The sequence below is a fragment of the Bartonella grahamii subsp. shimonis genome, assembly GCF_036327415.1.
In the GTDB taxonomy this organism is placed as follows: domain Bacteria; phylum Pseudomonadota; class Alphaproteobacteria; order Rhizobiales; family Rhizobiaceae; genus Bartonella; species Bartonella shimonis.
Map to the genome: position 1 here is coordinate 1,932,063 of NZ_CP123961.1, position 19,830 is coordinate 1,951,892.

The window sequence follows — 19,830 nt, forward strand, 5'->3', positions numbered from 1 at the left end:
TATACATGAAAGAAAACACAGAATATTGTGCCTCTTCCACACAGGAAGAGTTGCAAAATCAACCCCCTGCAATTAGTGCAACCATTTCTAAGCAAATCAATGAAGCATCGCAGAATTTTTTCTACCCCAATAGCAAGATACTTAAAAATAAATACCACATTAAAGATAAAGAAATATTAAAAGAACGCTGTTCGAATGATGTAAAAAAAGAAATGAGCAAACTGCGCCAAGAACCTCCACCAGAGCAGTTTAATTCCTCCTATCTAAAATATCTTCATCATCGCCTCTTTTCCCGTACATTTGAATGGGCCGGACAAACCCGCGAAGAGCCTTTTACATTTGAAGATAGCACCGTTGCTTCTATGCCCATTTTGAAAAGAAAAGAATTTACAAAACCTTTTGCGATTGGCAGAAAAATACAGGAAGAACTAGAAAATTTAGATAAAATACTTGCTGAAACGAATAACTTGAAAGGCTTAACTCGCGAAGAATTCGTTGAACAAACCGCTGGAATAATGATAGATTTGCACCATTTGCATCCTTTCAGAGAGGGCAATAGGCGTACAAAGAGACTGTTCGTTGAAAAACTCGCTCAAGCAGCAGGACATAAGCTAGACTTTTCTCTTGTGAGCAAAAAACGTAAAGACTTTGTCCGCGCCGCTGCCATGGAACATGGCGATCCAGAACCTATGAAGCATCTGCTTGAGGATATCTCCCATCCAGAAAAAATACTTATTTTACAAGAATTCACCAACTCTATGAGAGAGCTTGGATTGGATGAAAAAAATTATTATCTCGCTGTCGTCGCAAAAGAAGGAGAAACCTATCATGGTACTTATAGAGGCAGTGGGCCCAATGGCTTCATGCTTGATGCCAACGGGATTTTCATTTTGGGAAATAAAAAAAACCTCACCTCAGAGCAAATACAAACATTAAAAATCGGTGACGCCCTCTCCTTTACAGCGCCAAAAACTAAAAACCCGCAAAAAAACCAGCAAAAAGCATTGCTTCCAGAAAAAAAAAGAACCATTCTCAAAAACGATGAAATAACTGAAAAGAGCCAAGTCAGCGCATCCATTCAAACAAAGAAAAAAGAAAAAACCCATTTTTTGCCATGGATTGCCCCTCATGCTTTACATGATAGCATTGAAGTTATACCCCAAAGTTTGCAAGAACAAGAACAAATGACCAAACCAATTGCTCAATCTGCTTCCTCCATGAGGCAAATACAAAATAATTTTAAAGAAACCATTTTACAGACCAGCAATACAGCGACAAATGATCCAATATCTGTCCAAATGACAAAGGAAAAACGCTCTGATCATAAAGAAAGAACAAACCACACCCCCAAAAAAGCAATGGCATACTGGAACACTGGTACAAAAAAAACGGACACCGTTCCTCTCACCTTACAGGAGAAATTATCCTCATCGCCTGAAACCGAAGAAAATAGGACAATACACCGTAATTTCCTTTACCCCAATAGTATCACCTTAAAAAATAAATATGGAATAAAAGACTATGAAAAATTAAAAGTGCAATGTGCCCATGATACAACAAAAGCAATTATTCATCTACGCCAAGAAACACCACCACAAAAACTAACCTCCACATATCTCCAATATATTCATCACACCCTATTTAAAAATACTTTTGAATGGGCCGGACAAACACGCGAAAAACCATTTACATTTGAAGACGGTACCGTTGCTTCTATGCCAATGATGAAAAAATCTGGTATTTCTTTTGCCGCAGCACAACAGATACAAGAGGGACTAGAAAATCTAGATAAAATACTTGCTGAAACGAATAACTTGAAAGGCTTAACCCGCGAAACATTCGTTGAACATGTCACTGAAATGTTGATACAGCTCAACTATACGCATCCTTTCAGAGAGGGCAATGGGCGTACGCAACGCATGTTTTTTGAAAAACTTGGGCAAGTTGCTGGCCACCCACTCGACTTTTCTCTTGTAACAGAAAAACGCATGCGTCTTGCCAGCATTGCATCGCTAAAACATAACGATAAGGAAGCGATGAAACATCTGCTTGAGGATATCTCCCATCCAGAAAAAATACTTATTTTACAAGAATTCACCAACTCTATGAGAGAGCTTGGATTGGATGAAAAAAATTATTATCTCGCTGTCGTCGCAAAAGAAGGAGAAACCTATCATGGTACCTATAGAGGCAGTGGGCCCAATGGCTTCATGCTTGATGCCAACGGGATTTTTATTTTGGGAAATAAAAAAAACCTCACCCCAGAGCAAATACAAACATTAAAAATCGGTGACGCCCTCTCCTTTACAGCGCCAAAAACTAAAAACCCGCAAGAAGTGCTTATCCCCGCAGAAACAATAGCCCCCCTTACCAACAATGAAATTGCCTCAAGGATAAAAAACAACACATCCATTCAAGAAAGAAGAAAAGAAATCGAAACTTTGTGCCAAATCATTTATGGCAATCGTCATATTTTGCAGGAAAGAATAGAGATGATCCATGAAAATCATACTAAGGGTGAACAGCTCCCCTATCAAATTGCCGCCTCTCCCCAATCTATTTCTAAGCTTTCTGGTAGCAATGTATTTGGCATAAAAAACAATGCACGCGCCCATGCTGAAGCAAATATTTTGCCTCTCTGTAGAGCCATTGACCGCTATATCAATATTTTTAAACAAACAGAAAGAGACATTCTCCATACCCATCATGTAAAACAAAGGCGATGTGAACAGTCAGTAGAAATGCCTGAGGCTTGGATGAAAAATCTCTTTTCCTTGTCAAAAGCACAACTGCAAGAAACGTTATCAAACTCTCCTGAATTAAGGGGAGAAATAAGGACTTATATCAAAAAAATCAATGAGCGCTTATCCTCAAGCGAGCATGAAGCTATAAAGGAAAATAATCCTGAAAAACTTGCGAAGAGTCTTGGCACATCAATCGTTAAAACAAAAGAGATTATAGAAATAATCAAGCAGATAAAAGAGATAGAACAGCATATACAACCGATGTATTTTTATAACCATAAATTCGATGAGCGCTTAGCACCAAACCAGTATCAATCTATAAAGAAAAACAATGAAAAAAAATGTTCCAACACTCTTGATAAAGAAGCAATTAAAGTGCAAAAAATGACAGAAAACGTCAATCAGAGTCTCAAAAGACAAGAAGATATTCAACCTCACAAAACGGAGCACACAAAAGCAATGGCAATGAATATCTAAAGGATTCATAAACTTTAACTTTTTTGCCCCCTCTGGTAAAAATAATAGCCTTTACCCTCTATCGGCAAATCAATCGCACCTCAACAGGAATGGAAACCATGAGAGAGCAGATTTATCTTATTTTCTTAGATTGTATCCTCAGCAACTGTAAAAAGAAACCTAAACAGGAAAAATGAAAGAATCACTCACTTTTGAAAAGATAATCAAGCACTTTCATTGCTTTTAGTGCTAAAAACAGACAAAATGCTGTTGGAAGATTATGTCTTCCTATCCTCTTGTTTATGTAACTCTAAAACGGGAAAGCAGCCTAATTTGGGGAGAATATAAAGCCGTAAAGGTAAAAATCAATCACAAGCTTTGCCATCACCTTTTAGCTCAGCCTTACGACTTTTAAAAACATCTAAAGAAATGCTTTCTAAATAATGGAGATTGCACCTTGCTTTACGCTTTTATTTTATTTGCGTTCTTTAATAGGATCACGCCCCTAACGTAAAACAGAATGGTATTGGGTTGCACTATTCACAACATCATACCATAAAGAGAAATTATCATTATATATCCCTATATGCCCCTTCAAACTGTTATGATATCGCTCCCATATTTCCGTTTGAAAAAGAAATTTTAATTATTTTATGGCAACAATAAAAATTGTAATGCAACAGTAAACAAGGAGCATAAAAAGTCTTCATGCAACATTGTTGACAGAAAGGCAAACACCGTCGTAAAACGCTTTCAAAAAGTATCTCTAATTGGGATACAGATCAGATTTTTACGATTCAAAACGGTTTATTTCTCCTGTCATCGCTTCTCTTTTACAACAAACCCGATATATCTTTATGACATTGATTAAAAAAATTGCAACAGTTGCTTCCGGAACCCTCATGAGCCGCATTTTTGGTTTCGTACGCGAAATGCTTATGGCAGCAGCCCTAGGGACTGGTCCTGTTTCTGATGCGTTTAATGCTGCTTTTCGTTTTCCCAACACATTTCGTCGTTTTTTTGCTGAAGGTGCCTTTAACGCTGCTTTCATTCCTCTTTTTGCAAAAAAAATCACTGAAGATGGCCAAGAAACGGCATGCAAATTTGCAGAAGAAGTCTTTGGCGTTCTCTTTTCGCTGCTCTTACTATTAACGATTGCGATGGAACTGAGTATGCCTTTTTTGGTACGAACCATTATTGCCCCAGGTTTTACCGAAGATGCAACAAAATTTAACGCTACAATTCACTTTACTGCGATCATGTTTCCCTATTTAACCTGCATGTCACTCGCTGCCATGATGGGGGGCATGCTCAATGCTCTGCGACGCTATTTTATTGCCGCCATTGCCCCACTCTTTTTAAACATTATTCTGATTGGTGTGCTTGCCTATGCTTGGATCTATAAACTTGACGCTTGGCATATCGGCTTAAATCTTTCTTGGGGTGTTTTGGCAGCAGGGCTTCTTCAACTCACCTTAATTGCCCTTGCTTTGCATCAAAGTGGAATGAAAATTTCCTTTCGCCGGCCCCATTTAAGCCCTAATGTTCGCAAGCTATTAACTTTAGCATTCCCAGCAGCCATCACGGGTGGCATCACACAAATTAATTTGCTCATTAATACCAACATTGCTTCTAGTCAATCTGGTGCTGTCTCTTCTTTGATGTACGCTGATCGTCTTTATCAATTACCTCTAGGCGTAATCGCCATTGCCGTTGCAACCGTTCTTTTACCAGAATTAACACGCGCTTTGCGGAGCAAAAAGCATGAAGAAACCCACCATTTACAAAACCGCTCTATTGAATTAACGCTATTATTAACACTCCCAGCATCCATTGCTTTTTTGCTGCTCTCCACTCCCATTGTCAGTTTGCTCTTTGAGCGAGGACAATTTACCAGTCAATCAACACACCATGTTGCACAATTACTAGAACTTTATGGACTAGGACTCCCAGCGTTTGTCCTCATTAAGGTCTTTATTCCTAATTTCTTTGCCCATGAAGATACCAAAACACCGATGATTTTTACAGGTATTTGCGTTTTCATCAATATCAGCCTCGCCTTAACATTATTTCCTTCTTTTTCTGCACGAGGTATTGTTATTGCTGAAATTACCTCTGGATGGATCAACACCTTGTTGCTTTGGGGTGTTCTTATCAAACGCGGTTATTGGAAATACGACTTCCAACTGATAAAGCGAATATTATGTCTCGTGATCGCTTCCTTTTTGAACGCACTAGCCCTCTATTACGGATTGAATGTGTTTGGTTTTTTGTCTTTTCCTTTATCCTCACAAGCATCCTTTTTCTTGCGCGCCAGCACCTTAGCTGGGATCATGCTTGGCATATTCTTGATCTATTTTAGTGCCTATTTTTTATTTAACACCCGTTCTTTTTTTCACACGCTTAAAAAATTGAAAAAGCGCCCATAATATCTATACTTTGTCAAAAATAATAAAACGAATAACCTTAATTGAAGAAAGAGCACTCCTATGGATACCTTCACACCACTTGTCTTTTCCGGCGTACAACCGAGTGGTCATTTACATCTTGGCAATTATCTTGGAGCCATTCAGCGTTGGGTTGAACTTCAAAACGCTTATCACTGCCTCTATTGTGTTGTGGATATGCATGCACTCACAGTCAACCCAGATCCCCTTACTTTACGCGAATCCACCAGAACAGTGACAGCAGCTTTTTTGGCCTCCGGTATTGATCCTCAAAAACACATTATTTTTAACCAATCACGTGTTTTTCAACATGCTGAACTTGCTTGGATTTTTAATTGTGTTGCCCGTATCGGCTGGCTCCAACGCATGACACAATTCAAAGATAAAGCAGGAAAAGATCGCGAAAAAGCATCCCTAGGGCTTTTTGCCTATCCCACTTTGATGGCTGCTGATATTTTAGTCTATCGTGCAACGCATGTTCCCGTGGGCGAAGATCAAAAACAGCATGTTGAACTCACACGCGATATTGCACAAAAATTTAACAATGACTATGCACAACGTATTGCCGAATTAAATTTTGGTATCTCTATGCAAACGGATGAAGAAAACAGACAAGGCTTTTTTCCCCTCCCAGAGGCGCTTATTGGAACAACAGCCACACGCGTTATGTCTTTGCGCGATGGGACAAAAAAAATGTCAAAATCAGATCCTTCAGATTTTTCACGCATTAATTTGACCGATGATGCTGATCTTATCGCAAAAAAAATACGCAAAGCCAAAACGGATTCGGCTCCTCTTCCCGATACCCTTACCGCTTTAAAAGAACGACCAGAAGTGGATAACCTGCTTGGTATTTATGCCGCCTTTGCCAAAGTTAGCAAAGAAAAGATTCTTTTAGAATTTTCTGGTCAACAATTTTCGCATTTTAAAACAGCTCTAGCCGACCTTGCTGTTCATAAACTTGCCCCTATAACAGAAGAATTACGTCGACTCCATCAAGAAAGTGATTATATCGACTCTGTTTTGCATGATGGCGCAGAACGTGCTAGTATGCTCGCAGAAGAAAATATGAAAAAAATTCGTGAAATTATTGGATTTTTGCACGATACATAAAAATAATAAAACTAAAAACTGTAGAGAGCAAAAAAATCGTTTGTACAAAATAGAGAAAGTGCATGATTTCCAAACCCAAAAATCCGAAAAAAGAACCCAAGAAAAAAAACTTAGTCATTATTGATGAAACACCAGAGTGTCGGCGTGCCGTTGCGTTTGCCGCACAGCATGCTCAAAATACCAATAGAACATTGGTATTACTTTGTGTCGTTGATAGTGCAGAATTTCAACATTTTCTGGGTGTAAACAACGTTATGCGCACAGAATCAACGCAAAGTGCTCATAAAATATTAGGAGACATTGCCAGTGAAGTCCGCACCACCCATGCGCTTGAAACAGAAATAGTGGTGCGTGAAGGAAAAAAAATTGATGAGATTTCCAAACTGATCGACGAAGATAAAAGGATTGCACTAATTGTTTTAGCAGCCAGTGGACATACAGAAGGACCAGGGCCCCTTGTTCAATTAATCGGGAATAAAGGGACAGCTTTTTCAATCCCTGTCATTGTTATTCCTAGCAATCTTGCCGATGAAGATATTCAATCTATTGCCTAAAAAATAGAATATTCTACAATGTAAGATCTTCCTAATCCTTCATTATAAAAGGAGAATCTATGTTTATTCAAACTGAAACCACCCCAAACCCTGCAACACTTAAATTCCTGCCAGGACGCGTGGTTCTTTCTGAGGGCGTATTAGAATTTCGCGCCCCTGAAGAAGCAGCTAAAAACTCACCTTTGGCAGCTAAACTGTTTAATATTCCCAATATCAATGGTGTTTTTTTAGGCTATGATTTTATCACCGTAAGCAAAAAAGAAGGGGAGTGGCAACATCTCAAACCTGTCATTTTAGGTACAATCATGGAACATTTTCTATCCAATGAGCCAGTCATCACCACCAACGCTACAACACAAGCACAAACCCATGCCCTTAACGAAGAATTTTATGACGAAAAAGATGCTGATATTGTCTTAACCATTAAAGAGCTGCTCGAAACGCGTATCCGCCCAGCAGTCGCCAATGATGGTGGAGACATTACTTTTCGCGGATTTGAAAATGGTATTGTTTATCTCAATATGCGGGGCTCCTGCGCTGGATGTCCCTCTTCAACAGCAACCCTCAAACATGGTATTGAAAATCTTTTACGCCATTTTATCCCTGAAGTTTTAGGCGTTGAAGCCATGCCACAATAAATATTGACCTCAATAGGTAAAATAATCACACCGATTGCACCTCTTCAACAGCGCTTAAACATGGCGTGAAAAAATCTTATGTCATTTTATTTCTGAAATTTTAGACATAAGTTATGCAGCCATAAGAATGTAGTACTGTTAAAAAATCTATCCAATAATATATCTTCACTCACCTTTCACCTCCACATATGCCTTAAAAAGGTTCAAAGCTCCCTTTAAGAAGCATAAGTTGTTTCAATGCCCCCCCAAAATCACGTACACAAAAATACACGGCATGGGTATGCGCTTAAATTATTTTGTTTCATAATCTTGTCATGTAATTTTAACCAGGAAAACACGACCCGTTACAAAAAAACCAAAAAAGAAAACATTGTAAGATAGAGTGCCTATTTGCTCCATCATTCTCAGTGCTTCCAACGATAACATCACGCAAAATACTTTTGTAACGGGCAAACGACAAAGATCACATTTTGCAACTTGAATGAGAATCCTGACATTCTTCTTATTTCAATTCTGTTTTTATTGTATCAATCAAAACCGTCCACTTACACAGCACAAAATGGATAATAACAAAAACTATTTTAATAGCTCTTATGCACACTTTTATTAAGAGCTGTTGTAGTACTAAGAGCTGGGAAAATGCATGACTGTACTGCCTTATCAAGATCATACCGTCCTCTTTCTATTCTTAAAATCAAAAATTCCCCCCTATCATTTTCAATCTCATTTCCATCAATATGACGCAAAAGGTGTAAATACCTGTAAAAAATAAATACATTGAAGCCAGATCTATTATGGTTGTTTAAGAAATTATCTGATAAAAGAATGAGGATATTTCTTCAATTCAGCAGAAATAAGTTTGTCTACTTTACAGCGTTGTTCTTCTCATAAAGCGTATACTTTTACCGTTGCATATAAGTCAACATCCAACTTCACCCATAACCGCATATTAAAAGAAAAGCTAGAGTCACTATTTCTCTGCGATAGAAGGCTTTTGTATTGCAACAAAGGAAAACATATTGCCTTTATCTGATTGGTGTAATCTATGAAACAAGAAAAGAAGCCCATTGGAGAAAAATATGCCTAATTAGAGAAGAATGTAAAAATAGAAAATCAACGAAATGCAAAAACAATTGCAAGAGGATAAATGCTTAAACTTTTTTCACAAACTCCGACTTTAAACTCATCTGACCAATCCCAGGAATTTTGCAATCAATATTATGATCCCCATCCACCAAACGAATATTCTTTACCTTAGTACCACCTTTTAAAACAGATGAAGCGCCTTTTACTTTCAGATCTTTTATCACCATAACGGTGTCTCCGTTTGTTAAAATCTGACCATTGGCGTCATAAACAGTATCGGAAAGAACAGTATCATCGTTTTTTTGTGGCCATTCATGCGCGCATTCAGGACACACAAAATTTTCACCGTCTTCATAAGTATAAAGACAATCACAACGAGGACATTTGGGATATTGGGTCATAAATTCCCCTTTTAAAAGAAAAACCATTCATTATGACTGGTCATAAAGCAAGAAGTCTTTATTGTCCATTATTTTAGAAAAACATTTCCCTTTGTTTCAACCATCATCGACCAACTGTGTTCATGAATGCTATCATCACATACCATACATGAATTTATAAAAATGATTGATCATTATACAACTTAATACAACTAATACCCCCTGCATATCATAAAATTTACTCACTTCATTCTCTCTAATAAATCAACCAAAATCATTTTCTTATACATCAGCAATGCAATTAACGAATGGATAAAAAACAATTAGAAAAGGAACATCTCTGAATAAAACGCTCTCAAAGAGCTAAAAACTGAGAAACAAGAAAATGATGCCCTCAACTTGACCTTTTATTTCAGTAAAGGTAACAGCCATAATGTTAGAGGACAGACTGATTTATAATCATAATTAATGGTTTTGTATATTGAATGAGAGCCCCCAAATATCGTAAGATTCTCTCACCCCCTTTTACATTAAATCAACCAAAGGCTTTTGCTTGCATGTTACAATGTTGCGACATCCCTTGGCACTTGAGACGGTTCATAAAAGCCATTTTTACTTCTTTCTTGTACAGTTTTTATCCCCCCCCCCCACTCCTCCCGCTTATGACGTGCAAGTAAGTGATTTTGATTGATTCAAGATAGACAAATTTTAAATGAGAGAATCTTACGATATTCAGGGTTCTAATTCAATATGAATAACGCTAAATTATCATTACAAATCAATATCTTGTGCAAGTATAAAAAGCCGTGTAAACGATTAAGAAAAGATTCAAAATACTAAACACTCTCAAATATAAGAGCCAACATTGAAAGCGGGCAAAGTGAATGATGGTGCTGGCTTACTCTTTCATAAGCGTAAAAATGGTTCTGCTCAATGGATTGCCTGTTATCCCTTTCAAGACGACACGCATAAGATGCGTTTTTAGTATCTTGAGAGAAAAGCTTCTTTAAGACAAACATATGAAAAGTGCAACAATGATAGTATTTTGTTTTGCATGAAGAACATCCCCCTATTAAACAAACATTGCTATCAAACCATTAGAAACCATTGCACATAAATTCCCCGATTATGCCTGATTATAATTACCTACAGCATTCGGTTTTAAGAAGCCCAAAATTTTAGGAATTCGATTGATATGTAAAGGAGAAAAAACAAAGCGAGCTTGAAAATAGAGGATCTCCCTTATGGCAAATAAAATCACGCCCCTAAAATCATACCCCATGTGATCAATCATCATAGTTTTACAAAAAAACATTCCAATGACCTTAGGTAATAATATCAGGATGATCTCGCCCCAATGCTTGTTGTATGTTTAATAGTTTTAGTGCCACCTGTTGCAAAGGTTGGAGAACTTCTTGCGGATTTAAATTGTGTTTGCGCGGATCACTTTCATACTGTTCAAAATAAAGTCGCAAGGTCGCACCATACGTCCCTGTTCCCGACAAACGAATCACCAACCGTGCACCATTCTCGAAAAAAATACGGATACCTTGCCGCGTGCTAACGCTCTGATCAATAGGATCATGATATGTAAAATCATCTGCTTTTTTGACGAAAAAGCCAGCAATTTCAGTTCCTTCTTGTAGTAAGTGCGCACGCAAATGCTCTATAAGTGCCAAAGCTTTGTCTTCTTCAACTTCTTCATAATCATGCCGTAACGTATAGAAACGCCCATAGATGTGCCAATGCTGTTGAACAATTTGTGCAACCGTTTTTCCTGTTACCGCTAAAAGATTTAACCAAAATAAGACAGCCCATAAACCATCTTTTTCGCGGATGTGATGAGAGCCAGTTCCAAAGCTTTCTTCACCACAAAAGGTTATTTTCCCCGCATCTAAAAGGTTTCCAAAAAACTTCCATCCCGTTGGCGTTTCAAAAAAGTTTAATCCGTGTTTTTCCGCAACCAGATCAGCAGCACGCCCCGTCGGCATAGAACGCGCTATCCCCACAACACCTTTTTGATATCCTTTAATAAGGTGTGCATGTTCAGCCATAATAGCCAAAGAATCCGAAGGCGAAACAAATTGCCCACGACCAATAATGAGGTTACGATCTCCATCACCATCAGAGGCTGCTCCAAGATCTGGTCCTTGCTCTGACATCAATAAATCGTAAAGAGCCTTGGCATAAACCAAATTGGGATCTGGATGACTGCCTCCAAAATCTGGCAAAGGAATCCCATTAACCACCGTCCCTTCAGAAAATCCTAAGCATTTTTCAAAAATTTCATGAGCATAAGGCCCTGTTACCGCATGCATAGCATCAAACCGTAAAGTAAGGCCTCGAGCAACGGCCTTGGCAATACAGTCAAAATCAAAAAGCTTCTGCATCAAAGAAACATAATCGTCGACAGGATCAATAATCTCGATCTGCATATCTCCCATAAAGGTCATCCCTTGCCGATCTAAATTAACATCTGGAGCTTCAAAAATTTTATAAAAGGAAAGATGTTGCGATGTTGCAAAATAGCCTCACATAAAGAATTAGGCGCAGGTCCACCATTGGCAATATTGTATTTGATCCCACAGTCTCCCTCTAGACCACCAGGATTATGGCTTGCAGAAAGAATAAGTCCACCATGGGCATGAGTTTTACGAATAAGATGCGAAACAGCAGGTGTGGAAAGAATACCGCCCCTTCCCATTTTAACACGAGAAACGCCATGCGCTGCTGCCATCTTCAAAACAATCTGAAGGAGAGTCCGATTAAAGGCGCGTCCATCCCCCCCAAGAATCAACACTTTTCCTTCAAGAGGCCCAATATTATCAAAAAGAGACTGTATAAAGTTTTCTACATAATGGGGTTGTTGAAAAACAGACACTTTTTTTCGCAAACCAGACGTTCCCGGTTTTTGCCCCTCAAAAGCCGTGGTCAAAACTGTCTTTATGGTCATATAAATACCTTCATATTATTTCCTTTAATTTTAAGGTGAAGAGTATCCAAAGTCGACCATTAATTCTACTTGACGCAAGTGTGAAATATTTGCACACTCGTTAGAAGTAAAAATTTTTAAAGAATCCCTTTTATTTAAACCGTTCTTTCCGATATGCTTTTAAAGATGAAGGCTGTTTTAAAACGAAATTTTTGTAAAAAATATAGGAGCATCCTTATGATGAAAAAAACTGTTCCCAATGTAACATTCCATACACGTGTCCGCGATGAAATGGATGAAAATAACTCTTATCGGTGGCAAGAAGTTAACAGCGATGCTTACTTTAAAGGAAAGCGTGTTATTCTTTTCTCTCTTCCTGGAGCTTTTACTCCTACGTGCTCAACTTTTCAGCTGCCTGACTTTGAAAAACTCTATGATGAATTTAAACAAGCGGGTATTGATGAAATTTATTGCCTTTCCGTCAATGATGCTTTTGTCATGAATGCTTGGGGAAAAACACAAAATATTAAAAACGTGAAATTAATTCCTGATGGCTCTGGTGAATTCACACGCAAAATGGGTATGCTGGTTGCAAAAGACAATGTTGGTTTCGGCATGCGATCATGGCGCTATGCTGCCATTATTAATGATGGTGTAGTTGAACAATGGTTTGAAGAAGCAGGTTTTTCAGATAATTGTGCAACAGATCCTTATGAAGTTTCTTCACCACAAAATGTTTTAAAAGCTTTGAAAAACTAATTCCGCCCCCAAATCGTTCATTTAAACAAAATTTTACGACACAAATTTCCTGAGTTGGGGAATTTGTGTCGTTTGTGTTTTTTGAGACATCTATTTGTCAAGGCAAACACTATAAGTTGGTTGTGCGTTTTTGGTGAGAAAATATTCCAGCAATAATTTTTTAATAGGTATTTCACGTTTTAACAACTTTGAAAAAACTTGAAAAACTTCCAGTAAAAAATCTAAACCAGTTATGGCGCGAAAAGAATAAAAAGCTAAAAACTGTTGCATGCTATCAAAAAATGGGGATGCATTTGCGAAATGCGCAAATTCATGCGAAAATCTCTCAAAAAGATCAAGGATTAACGTATCGATGAAACATGCAAGATCAACGCTAAATTTCTTATATTGAGAAAAACTTTATGTTGAAAAATGATTTGGTTTATAAAGATAATTTATCATTTTTCATGTCGAATAAGAATAGCTGAATACCATAAGATTGTTTCATTTGATCCCTTCTTATATTGAATCCCTTAAAACTATTTTCTTGCTCATTTTCATTAGCAAGTGGGATTGGCATGTGAATAAACAATTAAAAAGAGTAAAAATGCGTCTCGTAAACGCTCTAAAATACAAGAGTTATAAACATCATAGCTGCAAGGTTCACAAAAGCATCAAGAAAGAAAATACAGATCAAACATTTGTTTGAAGAGGCGCACAGATCAAATTAACTTATATCTCATAAAAATAAGCAAATATGGCATAAAAACTGCTCTTCACAAATAACCTTTCATGAAGAATATTAAACCAAAACAGATCCTGTAAACATTCCAATTCACATACCCTAAACAAACTCATTGCTGTTCTCATAGCCATTTATTCTACGCTTTTTTTTCTAAGAGAGAAACGGTTAAAGAAAGCGTTTATTTGGATATTCTACCATAAAGTGTGTTTTCATTTCTTCCTCTTCTATCTCTTCCTCTTCATCGAGCCCAAAATCTTCATCACATTCCGGAAGACCAAAAATATCTGGATTAATGAAATAACAATCTTTTTTTGTCCCCTTCGCTACAATTTTATTTGTTTCTAATTCTTTGATACCTTCTTTAAAACTTTCAAAATTAAGATATTCTGGTTCTTGAATTGAAAGATCACAAGTCAAAAATTCCTCAAGAATATCACGATCCAATGTTACCTGATCAAACCATAAATCCACATCATCTTCATCTGACATTTTTCCTACTTGCCACAACATCACAAAAAATGCTTTCATACCACTAAATGATAGCCCAAAAATCATACGCCGACACGATGAGGCGCCTGAAAAGGTAATTTGCGGAAGATTTTCAAATCCGAAGTTTGAAGGAGGAAGTTTAAATGATTTTCCAATATCTTCAGGTTTTTTCAAAATAAAGGGATTTCTTTCATATAACACTGTAAAATCATATTGAGCCATTTTCATTTCTCCGTAAAAATCGATTTGTTATAATAAATAAATAATTTCAAATGGATGTCATTATAATCTCTTATAATGACCCCTCATATTTTCCCCTTAAAAATTGTCTGATTTAAGTTATTTGTTGTTTTTGAAACTAAAAACTTCTCAAATAAAACTATTGGGATCTCTTTCATCTCTCACGGATGTGAAATTGATGACTGTCGATAATAAAACAACAGAAAATATGATACCAGCAAATAAGAATTCAAAAATTAAATCCGTATGAATGATCAATATTTCTATAAACTATTAGCCATCAATTTTTCTAAAAAGGATTGCGTCAAGGACCTCAAATGCTTCAGTGTCCAGTATTTTACTTCACGAAGGTGCTTACCTCGTTCTCTCAAAAGCATTCATTTTATAATGAAGACGAAGCATTTTTATCTTTAAAAAATTGCTTTTATGCCGCAGGAACTTAAAAAAATAACGCGATGTTAACAATATCTAAACAAGTAAAATACAAATTCTGAAAATTGAAGAGGAAATATTCAAGTTTTTTCCAACAATCGCTTTCACAAAGCTTTTACCATTATCATTTTTGGGCAGCTAAAATATCCTGTACTGTTTGAACCAATTGCTCTTCATCAATCATCACTTGCGCGGGGCGGCTTTCACGCCATGTTTGATTATCCTTAATTTCATGAGACAAACGCGCGCCTTCAATCAAATCTTTAATCTGTATTTTTCCACTCTCACGTTCTTGTGAACCTTGGATAACCACACAAGGAGCTTTGCGCCGATCTGCATATTTCATCTGCGCTTTAATTCCTGATGCCCCTAAATAGAGTTCCGCACTAATTCCTGCATTTCGCAATTGCATCACCATTTTTTGATAGCGTGCAACAGCTTCTGGTTCTTTATCCATCATCAACACCACAACGGGTCCAAGAGTATTTTTTACGGGCAATTTTCCTAAGTTTTGCAAAGCAGCAATCAAACGTGAAACCCCTATTGAAAAACCCGTTGCCGGAATACGTTCCCCACGAAAACGTGCAACCAATCCATCATAGCGCCCACCACCACCAACAGAGCCAAAAACAACTTTTTGCCCATCATCATTGAAAACATCAAAAAGCAATGCTGCCTCAAAAACAGGCCCCGTATAATATTCCAATCCACGGACTACCGAAGGATCAATTTTAATGCGATTGTGATAACCATTAGCGACAAAGATTGCGTGCATTTCCTCAAGCTCGCGAACACCTTCAAGCCCCTGAACACTCTGACCAACAACTTGTCTGAAAGCATCAAGGGTTTCTTCTGCCGTTTTGCGTTTACAGTCAGTAAGGAAAGAATACACTCAATCTCTTTATCCTTAAGCTCGGCCCCTTTTGTAAAATCACCACTTTCATCCAAACGTCCCTTGCCTAGAAGCAAACGCACGCCTTCAGGACCAAATTTATCCAGTTTATCCATTGCTCGAAGAACAGTTAAGCGCCTTTCAATCTGCTCCCCTTCCCCTAAACCAATCAACTCTAAAACACTTTCCAGAATTTTTCGGTTATTCAAGCGAATGACATAATCATGCTGCTGAATGCCTAATTTTTCCAAACTATCCGCTGCCATCATACAGATTTCAGCATCAGCGGCAACAGTTGGTGTTCCAACAATATCCGCATCAAACTGCATAAATTGCCGAAATCGCCCTGGTCCAGGCTTTTCATTACGAAAAACAAACCCCAACCGATAACTGCGATACGGTTTTGGTAACGTTTCAAAATTTTCAGAAAAATAACGAGCAAGAGGAGCCGTTAGATCATAGCGCAAAGACATCCATTGCTCATCATCATCTTGTAGCGAAAAAACTCCCGCATTTGGACGATCTTCATCGGGTAAAAACTTACCCAACACATCCGTATATTCAAAAATCGGTGTTTCCAGTGCTTCGAAACCGTAAAGTTCATAAACTTCACGAATTTGCGCAATCATGGTTTCAGCAGCATACAACTGCGCACTTGTACGATCAACAAAACCACGGGGTAAACGTGCTTTGGTTTTTTCTTGTTTCAATGACATGTTTTTCTCTAACAACAATATGTATTCACAGATAACGTGTGTCTATCTTATAGAAACCAACGCTGCAATGACTTTATCCAACCTAGAAACTTTTAATAACATGTTAGAAGCCTTTATTTTACAAAAGCAATATCCTTATAAAGCAATATTCTAAAAGAGTTTATCCTGTAAGATGAGTTATAGCCCTTAAACTAAAACGTCCCCCAAACGAATACACTCTCCAAGTCCTCTTATGCCTCATCTTTTAGCACTGTTCGGGTATTTTTTGCATTTTCTTCCCTTATCTCGTCCTCCTTAAAGGAATTTTTCATATATTCTCAAGATTTCTGCATTTCTCTCCAAACATTTTCTTTCCGTATTTAATCCTCCCAATCCCAACAGAAAATAAGAAATATATGAACACTTTTTGAGAAGATCAAAAACAACTCTTGATTTTAGAGAGACAGCAAAATAACTTCTTGAAATCCGTATCTGACTTAAAATTTTATAAGCCCCCCCTTCTTTATAAGAGCTTTTTTATCTTGGATAAATTAGCAAAAAACTTTAAGATAAAAGCGTATTTTTAGATTGCTCGGCAAAATCATGAATAACATTTTTTAAATCAACACTATTTCGACCAACCTCTGTAATAGATCTTGAAATGGAAGGAATAATATTCTGCCATAGCCTTTGAGGAAACTGCTGAGTTAATTGTGTTATCGTTCCCCCTTGAGCCCCAATGCCAGGAACAAGAAATAAGTTATTTTCTAACTGTTCGATTGTATCTTTTGCTTCATTGCCCAATGTTGCTCCAATCACTGCTCCGATAGGACCAACATGGTGATATTGACTTGAAGATTGACTATTATATTCAAAAATACGCTGTGCCAAATGAACAGAAACAGTTTGATCACCAATGCGCGCATTTCGAATTTGCCTCCCCTCTGGATTGGAAGATTGAACAACCATAAAAACAGCTGTTTTTGTTTCTTCTGCAATCTTTATTAAAGGAATGAGAGCATCAAATCCTAAAAAAGGATTGACTGTTATGGCATCTGCTTTAAATGCACTGCTTGAACCAAGCCAAGCTTTACCGTAAGCCTCAGCGGTAGAGCCAATATCCCCTCTTTTCGTATCAACGAGAACCAACAAACCTTGTTTCTGTGCATTTTCAATGAGTTCTTTGAGAGCTTGCAGCCCTTCCACCCCATATAACTCAAAAAATGCGGCTTGAGGCTTTATCATCCCTACTTTACCAACAACCGCTGTTAAGAGGATATCGCAAAAATCTTTTAGACCTTTATAATCACAGCTTAAATTCCATGATTGCAAAACTTTATGACTCGGATCAAAACCAACACAAAGCGGTCCATATTTTTCACTATTTTTAAAAAAAGCTGAACAAAACATTTTATATCCTAACACGGTCTCTCTTTAAACTTTTTGATACAATCAAAAAGAAAAGCATTTGTCAAAAGAATACAATAGCGAAAACACAAAGAAAGAGCTCTCTATACAAAGTGTGCTTTTATTTATGACACATAAATATATTCCCATTCGTAACGCTTATCACATGTTTATCGACCAAGACGTAATCATGAGATAAAAATTCAAATTTATGAAAGAATATAAACAAAAAAGCGTCCATATTATAATAACCTCATAAAGCCCTATAGCGTACCTTGTCGTTTCCACACCCTTTTTTATGATCAACAAAAACTCTCTATGAACGCGCTTTAAACAAAAGTTTTAAAAGAAAATGCCCCATCATGATGATCTCGATCTTAATTTTAGATCTTTCCTATCTCTTTTTAGCGACTCTTTAACCATTTGGAACATAATTGGCAAAAAGACATTGTATCTCCAGCATATTCAAGGAGATAAAACATGGAAACTCGCATTCCTGAAGACACACCATTCGATACGAATTTTCTAGAAGGAACATCTCTAGACGAAAAGTATCCATTCTTTCACACCCCCATTTCATGGTCCGCAATCTTTGCAGGACTGGTGACAGCCCTTGCCACCTCAATCTGCCTCTCCTTTCTGGTAGCAGCTTTAGGTTTAAGCCAAATGGATTTCACCTCTTCAACCCCATTTGAAGGCTCTTTCCTCTCCTTTGGCGTAGGTTCTGTTATCGTTACACTGATTAGCCTAGCCTTGGGAGGCTTTGTCGCTGGACGTTTTGCTGAAACCTCAGGGACGCTTCATGGACTTCTCACTTGGGCTCTCATAACATTACTGATGACCCTCCAAGCCATCCACGTGGTTTCTAGTACAGCAAAGATAGGAGCTAAAACGGCTCTAGAAAACAGCTCCATGGTCCAGCAAACCGTAGACAGCCTCAAAACCAATATTTCCCCTATACTTGCAAAATTAAATAGCGAAAGTGTTAAAAAGTTTTTTGAAAAAAACAGTGACAATGACATCAATTTTGACCAACTTGGGAATGAATTGCGCACTCTTCTCAATAAAAGCGACATTCCTGCTCTCAACCCTAATCGCTTAAAACAAACCTATCAAGCAGCACTCAACGATATTGGTTCTGCAATCACAGCTTTCAAAAATGATCCTTCTCACTATCGCACCACTTTAAAAAATCTTGGTGAGCGCCTGTCTGATCGTGTAGAAGATCTCTCGGCAAAATTTGATCGAAGTGATATTATCAAGGCCCTTATGACCGATGGTATGACCCGTGCGGATGCACAAACAGCAGCCAACCGTGCCGTTCAACTCTATCAAAGCGCAGAGGAAAAAACCGAAAAAGCCATAAAAGCGCTTGAAGAACGGGCAGAAACACTCTCGGACAATCTTGAGGATACTATTAAGAGCGCCAAAAACACTGCAACTAAAGCCACAAAAACAGCCTCCAATATAGGATGGTGGGGCTTTTTAGGTAGTCTGGTAGGCGCCATTATTTCCAGTGTTTTTGGCTATTATGGTTACAGAAGCCGTAAGGATACTTTCATGCTTTAAAACTTCTACCTCTAAAGCAAACACATAAAAAGCTGCACCAGACATGCAGCTTTTTTGCAAAATTTTCTTGATTTTTCATGCTTTTCAACACAACCAGAATTTTCGAAATCCACGTGAAGCTTTTATAATCGTGAGAAACAAGCTTGAAAATAAAAGAAATTTTTGCAAAAAAGCTATTTTTTTATGTTTTTTCTTTAAAAAACTTCTTAAATGAAGTATTAACTCCATTGATTATATATACACATTACAGCATAATGAATATTCGACTATTGC

At 37.5% G+C, this 19,830-nt stretch carries 10 protein-coding genes and 3 pseudogenes; 7 read left to right on the plus strand and 6 right to left on the minus strand.

The window, feature by feature from the left end:
* The first annotated feature begins 5 nt into the window (after positions 1-5).
* Positions 6-3,221, plus strand: coding sequence for a BID domain-containing T4SS effector (locus QHG57_RS08480; RefSeq protein WP_330167935.1), 3,216 nt, complete (start codon positions 6-8; stop codon positions 3,219-3,221).
* A 260-nt stretch (positions 3,222-3,481) separates the two neighbouring features.
* Here the strand turns inward: QHG57_RS08480 and QHG57_RS09800 are convergent.
* Positions 3,482-3,693: pseudogene (locus QHG57_RS09800) on the minus strand (integrase); the annotation flags it as partial.
* 364 nt (positions 3,694-4,057) lie between these two features.
* Here QHG57_RS09800 and murJ point away from each other — a divergent pair.
* From murJ to QHG57_RS08500, 4 genes are all read left to right on the plus strand, one after another.
* The gene (murJ, locus tag QHG57_RS08485) at positions 4,058-5,629 is read left to right on the plus strand and encodes a murein biosynthesis integral membrane protein MurJ (protein WP_330168841.1); all 1,572 of its coding nucleotides are present in this window, start codon (positions 4,058-4,060) and stop codon (positions 5,627-5,629) included.
* A gap of 60 nt (positions 5,630-5,689) precedes the next feature.
* Positions 5,690-6,760 (plus strand): tryptophan--tRNA ligase, encoded by a 1,071-nt coding sequence (gene trpS, locus QHG57_RS08490; RefSeq protein ID WP_330169097.1) that lies wholly within the window; start codon positions 5,690-5,692, stop codon positions 6,758-6,760.
* Between the two features lie 62 nt (positions 6,761-6,822).
* Positions 6,823-7,314, plus strand: a complete 492-nt coding sequence (locus QHG57_RS08495) for a universal stress protein (RefSeq protein ID WP_330167937.1) — start codon at positions 6,823-6,825, stop codon at positions 7,312-7,314.
* Between the two features lie 59 nt (positions 7,315-7,373).
* Complete coding sequence (locus QHG57_RS08500) at positions 7,374-7,952, plus strand: NifU family protein (RefSeq protein WP_330167938.1); 579 nt, start codon at positions 7,374-7,376, stop codon at positions 7,950-7,952.
* A gap of 1,151 nt (positions 7,953-9,103) precedes the next feature.
* Here QHG57_RS08500 and QHG57_RS08505 read toward each other — a convergent pair.
* Both QHG57_RS08505 and QHG57_RS08515 read right to left on the minus strand, forming a co-directional pair.
* The gene (locus QHG57_RS08505) at positions 9,104-9,439 is read right to left on the minus strand and encodes a zinc ribbon domain-containing protein YjdM (RefSeq protein WP_015856728.1); all 336 of its coding nucleotides are present in this window, start codon (positions 9,437-9,439) and stop codon (positions 9,104-9,106) included.
* Between the two features lie 1,304 nt (positions 9,440-10,743).
* A pseudogene (locus tag QHG57_RS08515) lies at positions 10,744-12,371 on the minus strand (alpha-D-glucose phosphate-specific phosphoglucomutase).
* Between the two features lie 216 nt (positions 12,372-12,587).
* On the opposite strand from QHG57_RS08515, the gene QHG57_RS08520 reads away from it, so the two are divergent.
* Entirely contained in the window at positions 12,588-13,109 is a 522-nt protein-coding gene (locus tag QHG57_RS08520) for a peroxiredoxin (protein ID WP_330167940.1), read from the plus strand.
* Between the two features lie 889 nt (positions 13,110-13,998).
* Here QHG57_RS08520 and QHG57_RS08525 read toward each other — a convergent pair.
* The 3 genes and pseudogenes from QHG57_RS08525 to pyrF form a co-directional block, all read right to left on the minus strand.
* On the minus strand, positions 13,999-14,544 hold the full coding sequence (locus QHG57_RS08525) for a replication protein (protein WP_330167941.1): 546 nt from the start codon (positions 14,542-14,544) through the stop codon (positions 13,999-14,001).
* 574 nt (positions 14,545-15,118) lie between these two features.
* Positions 15,119-16,602 (minus strand): annotated as a pseudogene (gene hisS / locus QHG57_RS08530) (histidine--tRNA ligase).
* Between the two features lie 543 nt (positions 16,603-17,145).
* A complete protein-coding gene (gene pyrF, locus QHG57_RS08535; RefSeq protein WP_330168842.1) occupies positions 17,146-17,991 on the minus strand; it encodes an orotidine-5'-phosphate decarboxylase in 846 nt (281 codons plus the stop codon).
* Between the two features lie 477 nt (positions 17,992-18,468).
* Here pyrF and QHG57_RS08540 point away from each other — a divergent pair, with 477 nt between their 5' ends.
* Positions 18,469-19,557, plus strand: a complete 1,089-nt coding sequence (locus tag QHG57_RS08540; RefSeq protein ID WP_330169098.1) for a DUF3792 domain-containing protein — start codon at positions 18,469-18,471, stop codon at positions 19,555-19,557.
* Positions 19,558-19,830 lie beyond the last annotated feature (273 nt).

What these genes read in the sequence shown, in the direction of transcription:
- QHG57_RS08480 (WP_330167935.1), top strand. Translation starts at nt 6, where the DNA reads ATGAAAGAAAACACAGAATATTGTGCCTCTTCCACACAGGAAGAGTTG.
- murJ (WP_330168841.1), top strand. Translation starts at nt 4,058, where the DNA reads ATGACATTGATTAAAAAAATTGCAACAGTTGCTTCCGGAACCCTCATG.
- trpS (WP_330169097.1), top strand. Translation starts at nt 5,690, where the DNA reads ATGGATACCTTCACACCACTTGTCTTTTCCGGCGTACAACCGAGTGGT.
- QHG57_RS08495 (WP_330167937.1), top strand. Translation starts at nt 6,823, where the DNA reads ATGATTTCCAAACCCAAAAATCCGAAAAAAGAACCCAAGAAAAAAAAC.
- QHG57_RS08500 (WP_330167938.1), top strand. Translation starts at nt 7,374, where the DNA reads ATGTTTATTCAAACTGAAACCACCCCAAACCCTGCAACACTTAAATTC.
- QHG57_RS08505 (WP_015856728.1), bottom strand. Translation starts at nt 9,439, where the DNA reads ATGACCCAATATCCCAAATGTCCTCGTTGTGATTGTCTTTATACTTAT.
- QHG57_RS08520 (WP_330167940.1), top strand. Translation starts at nt 12,588, where the DNA reads ATGATGAAAAAAACTGTTCCCAATGTAACATTCCATACACGTGTCCGC.
- QHG57_RS08525 (WP_330167941.1), bottom strand. Translation starts at nt 14,544, where the DNA reads ATGGCTCAATATGATTTTACAGTGTTATATGAAAGAAATCCCTTTATT.
- pyrF (WP_330168842.1), bottom strand. Translation starts at nt 17,991, where the DNA reads ATGTTTTGTTCAGCTTTTTTTAAAAATAGTGAAAAATATGGACCGCTT.
- QHG57_RS08540 (WP_330169098.1), top strand. Translation starts at nt 18,469, where the DNA reads ATGGAAACTCGCATTCCTGAAGACACACCATTCGATACGAATTTTCTA.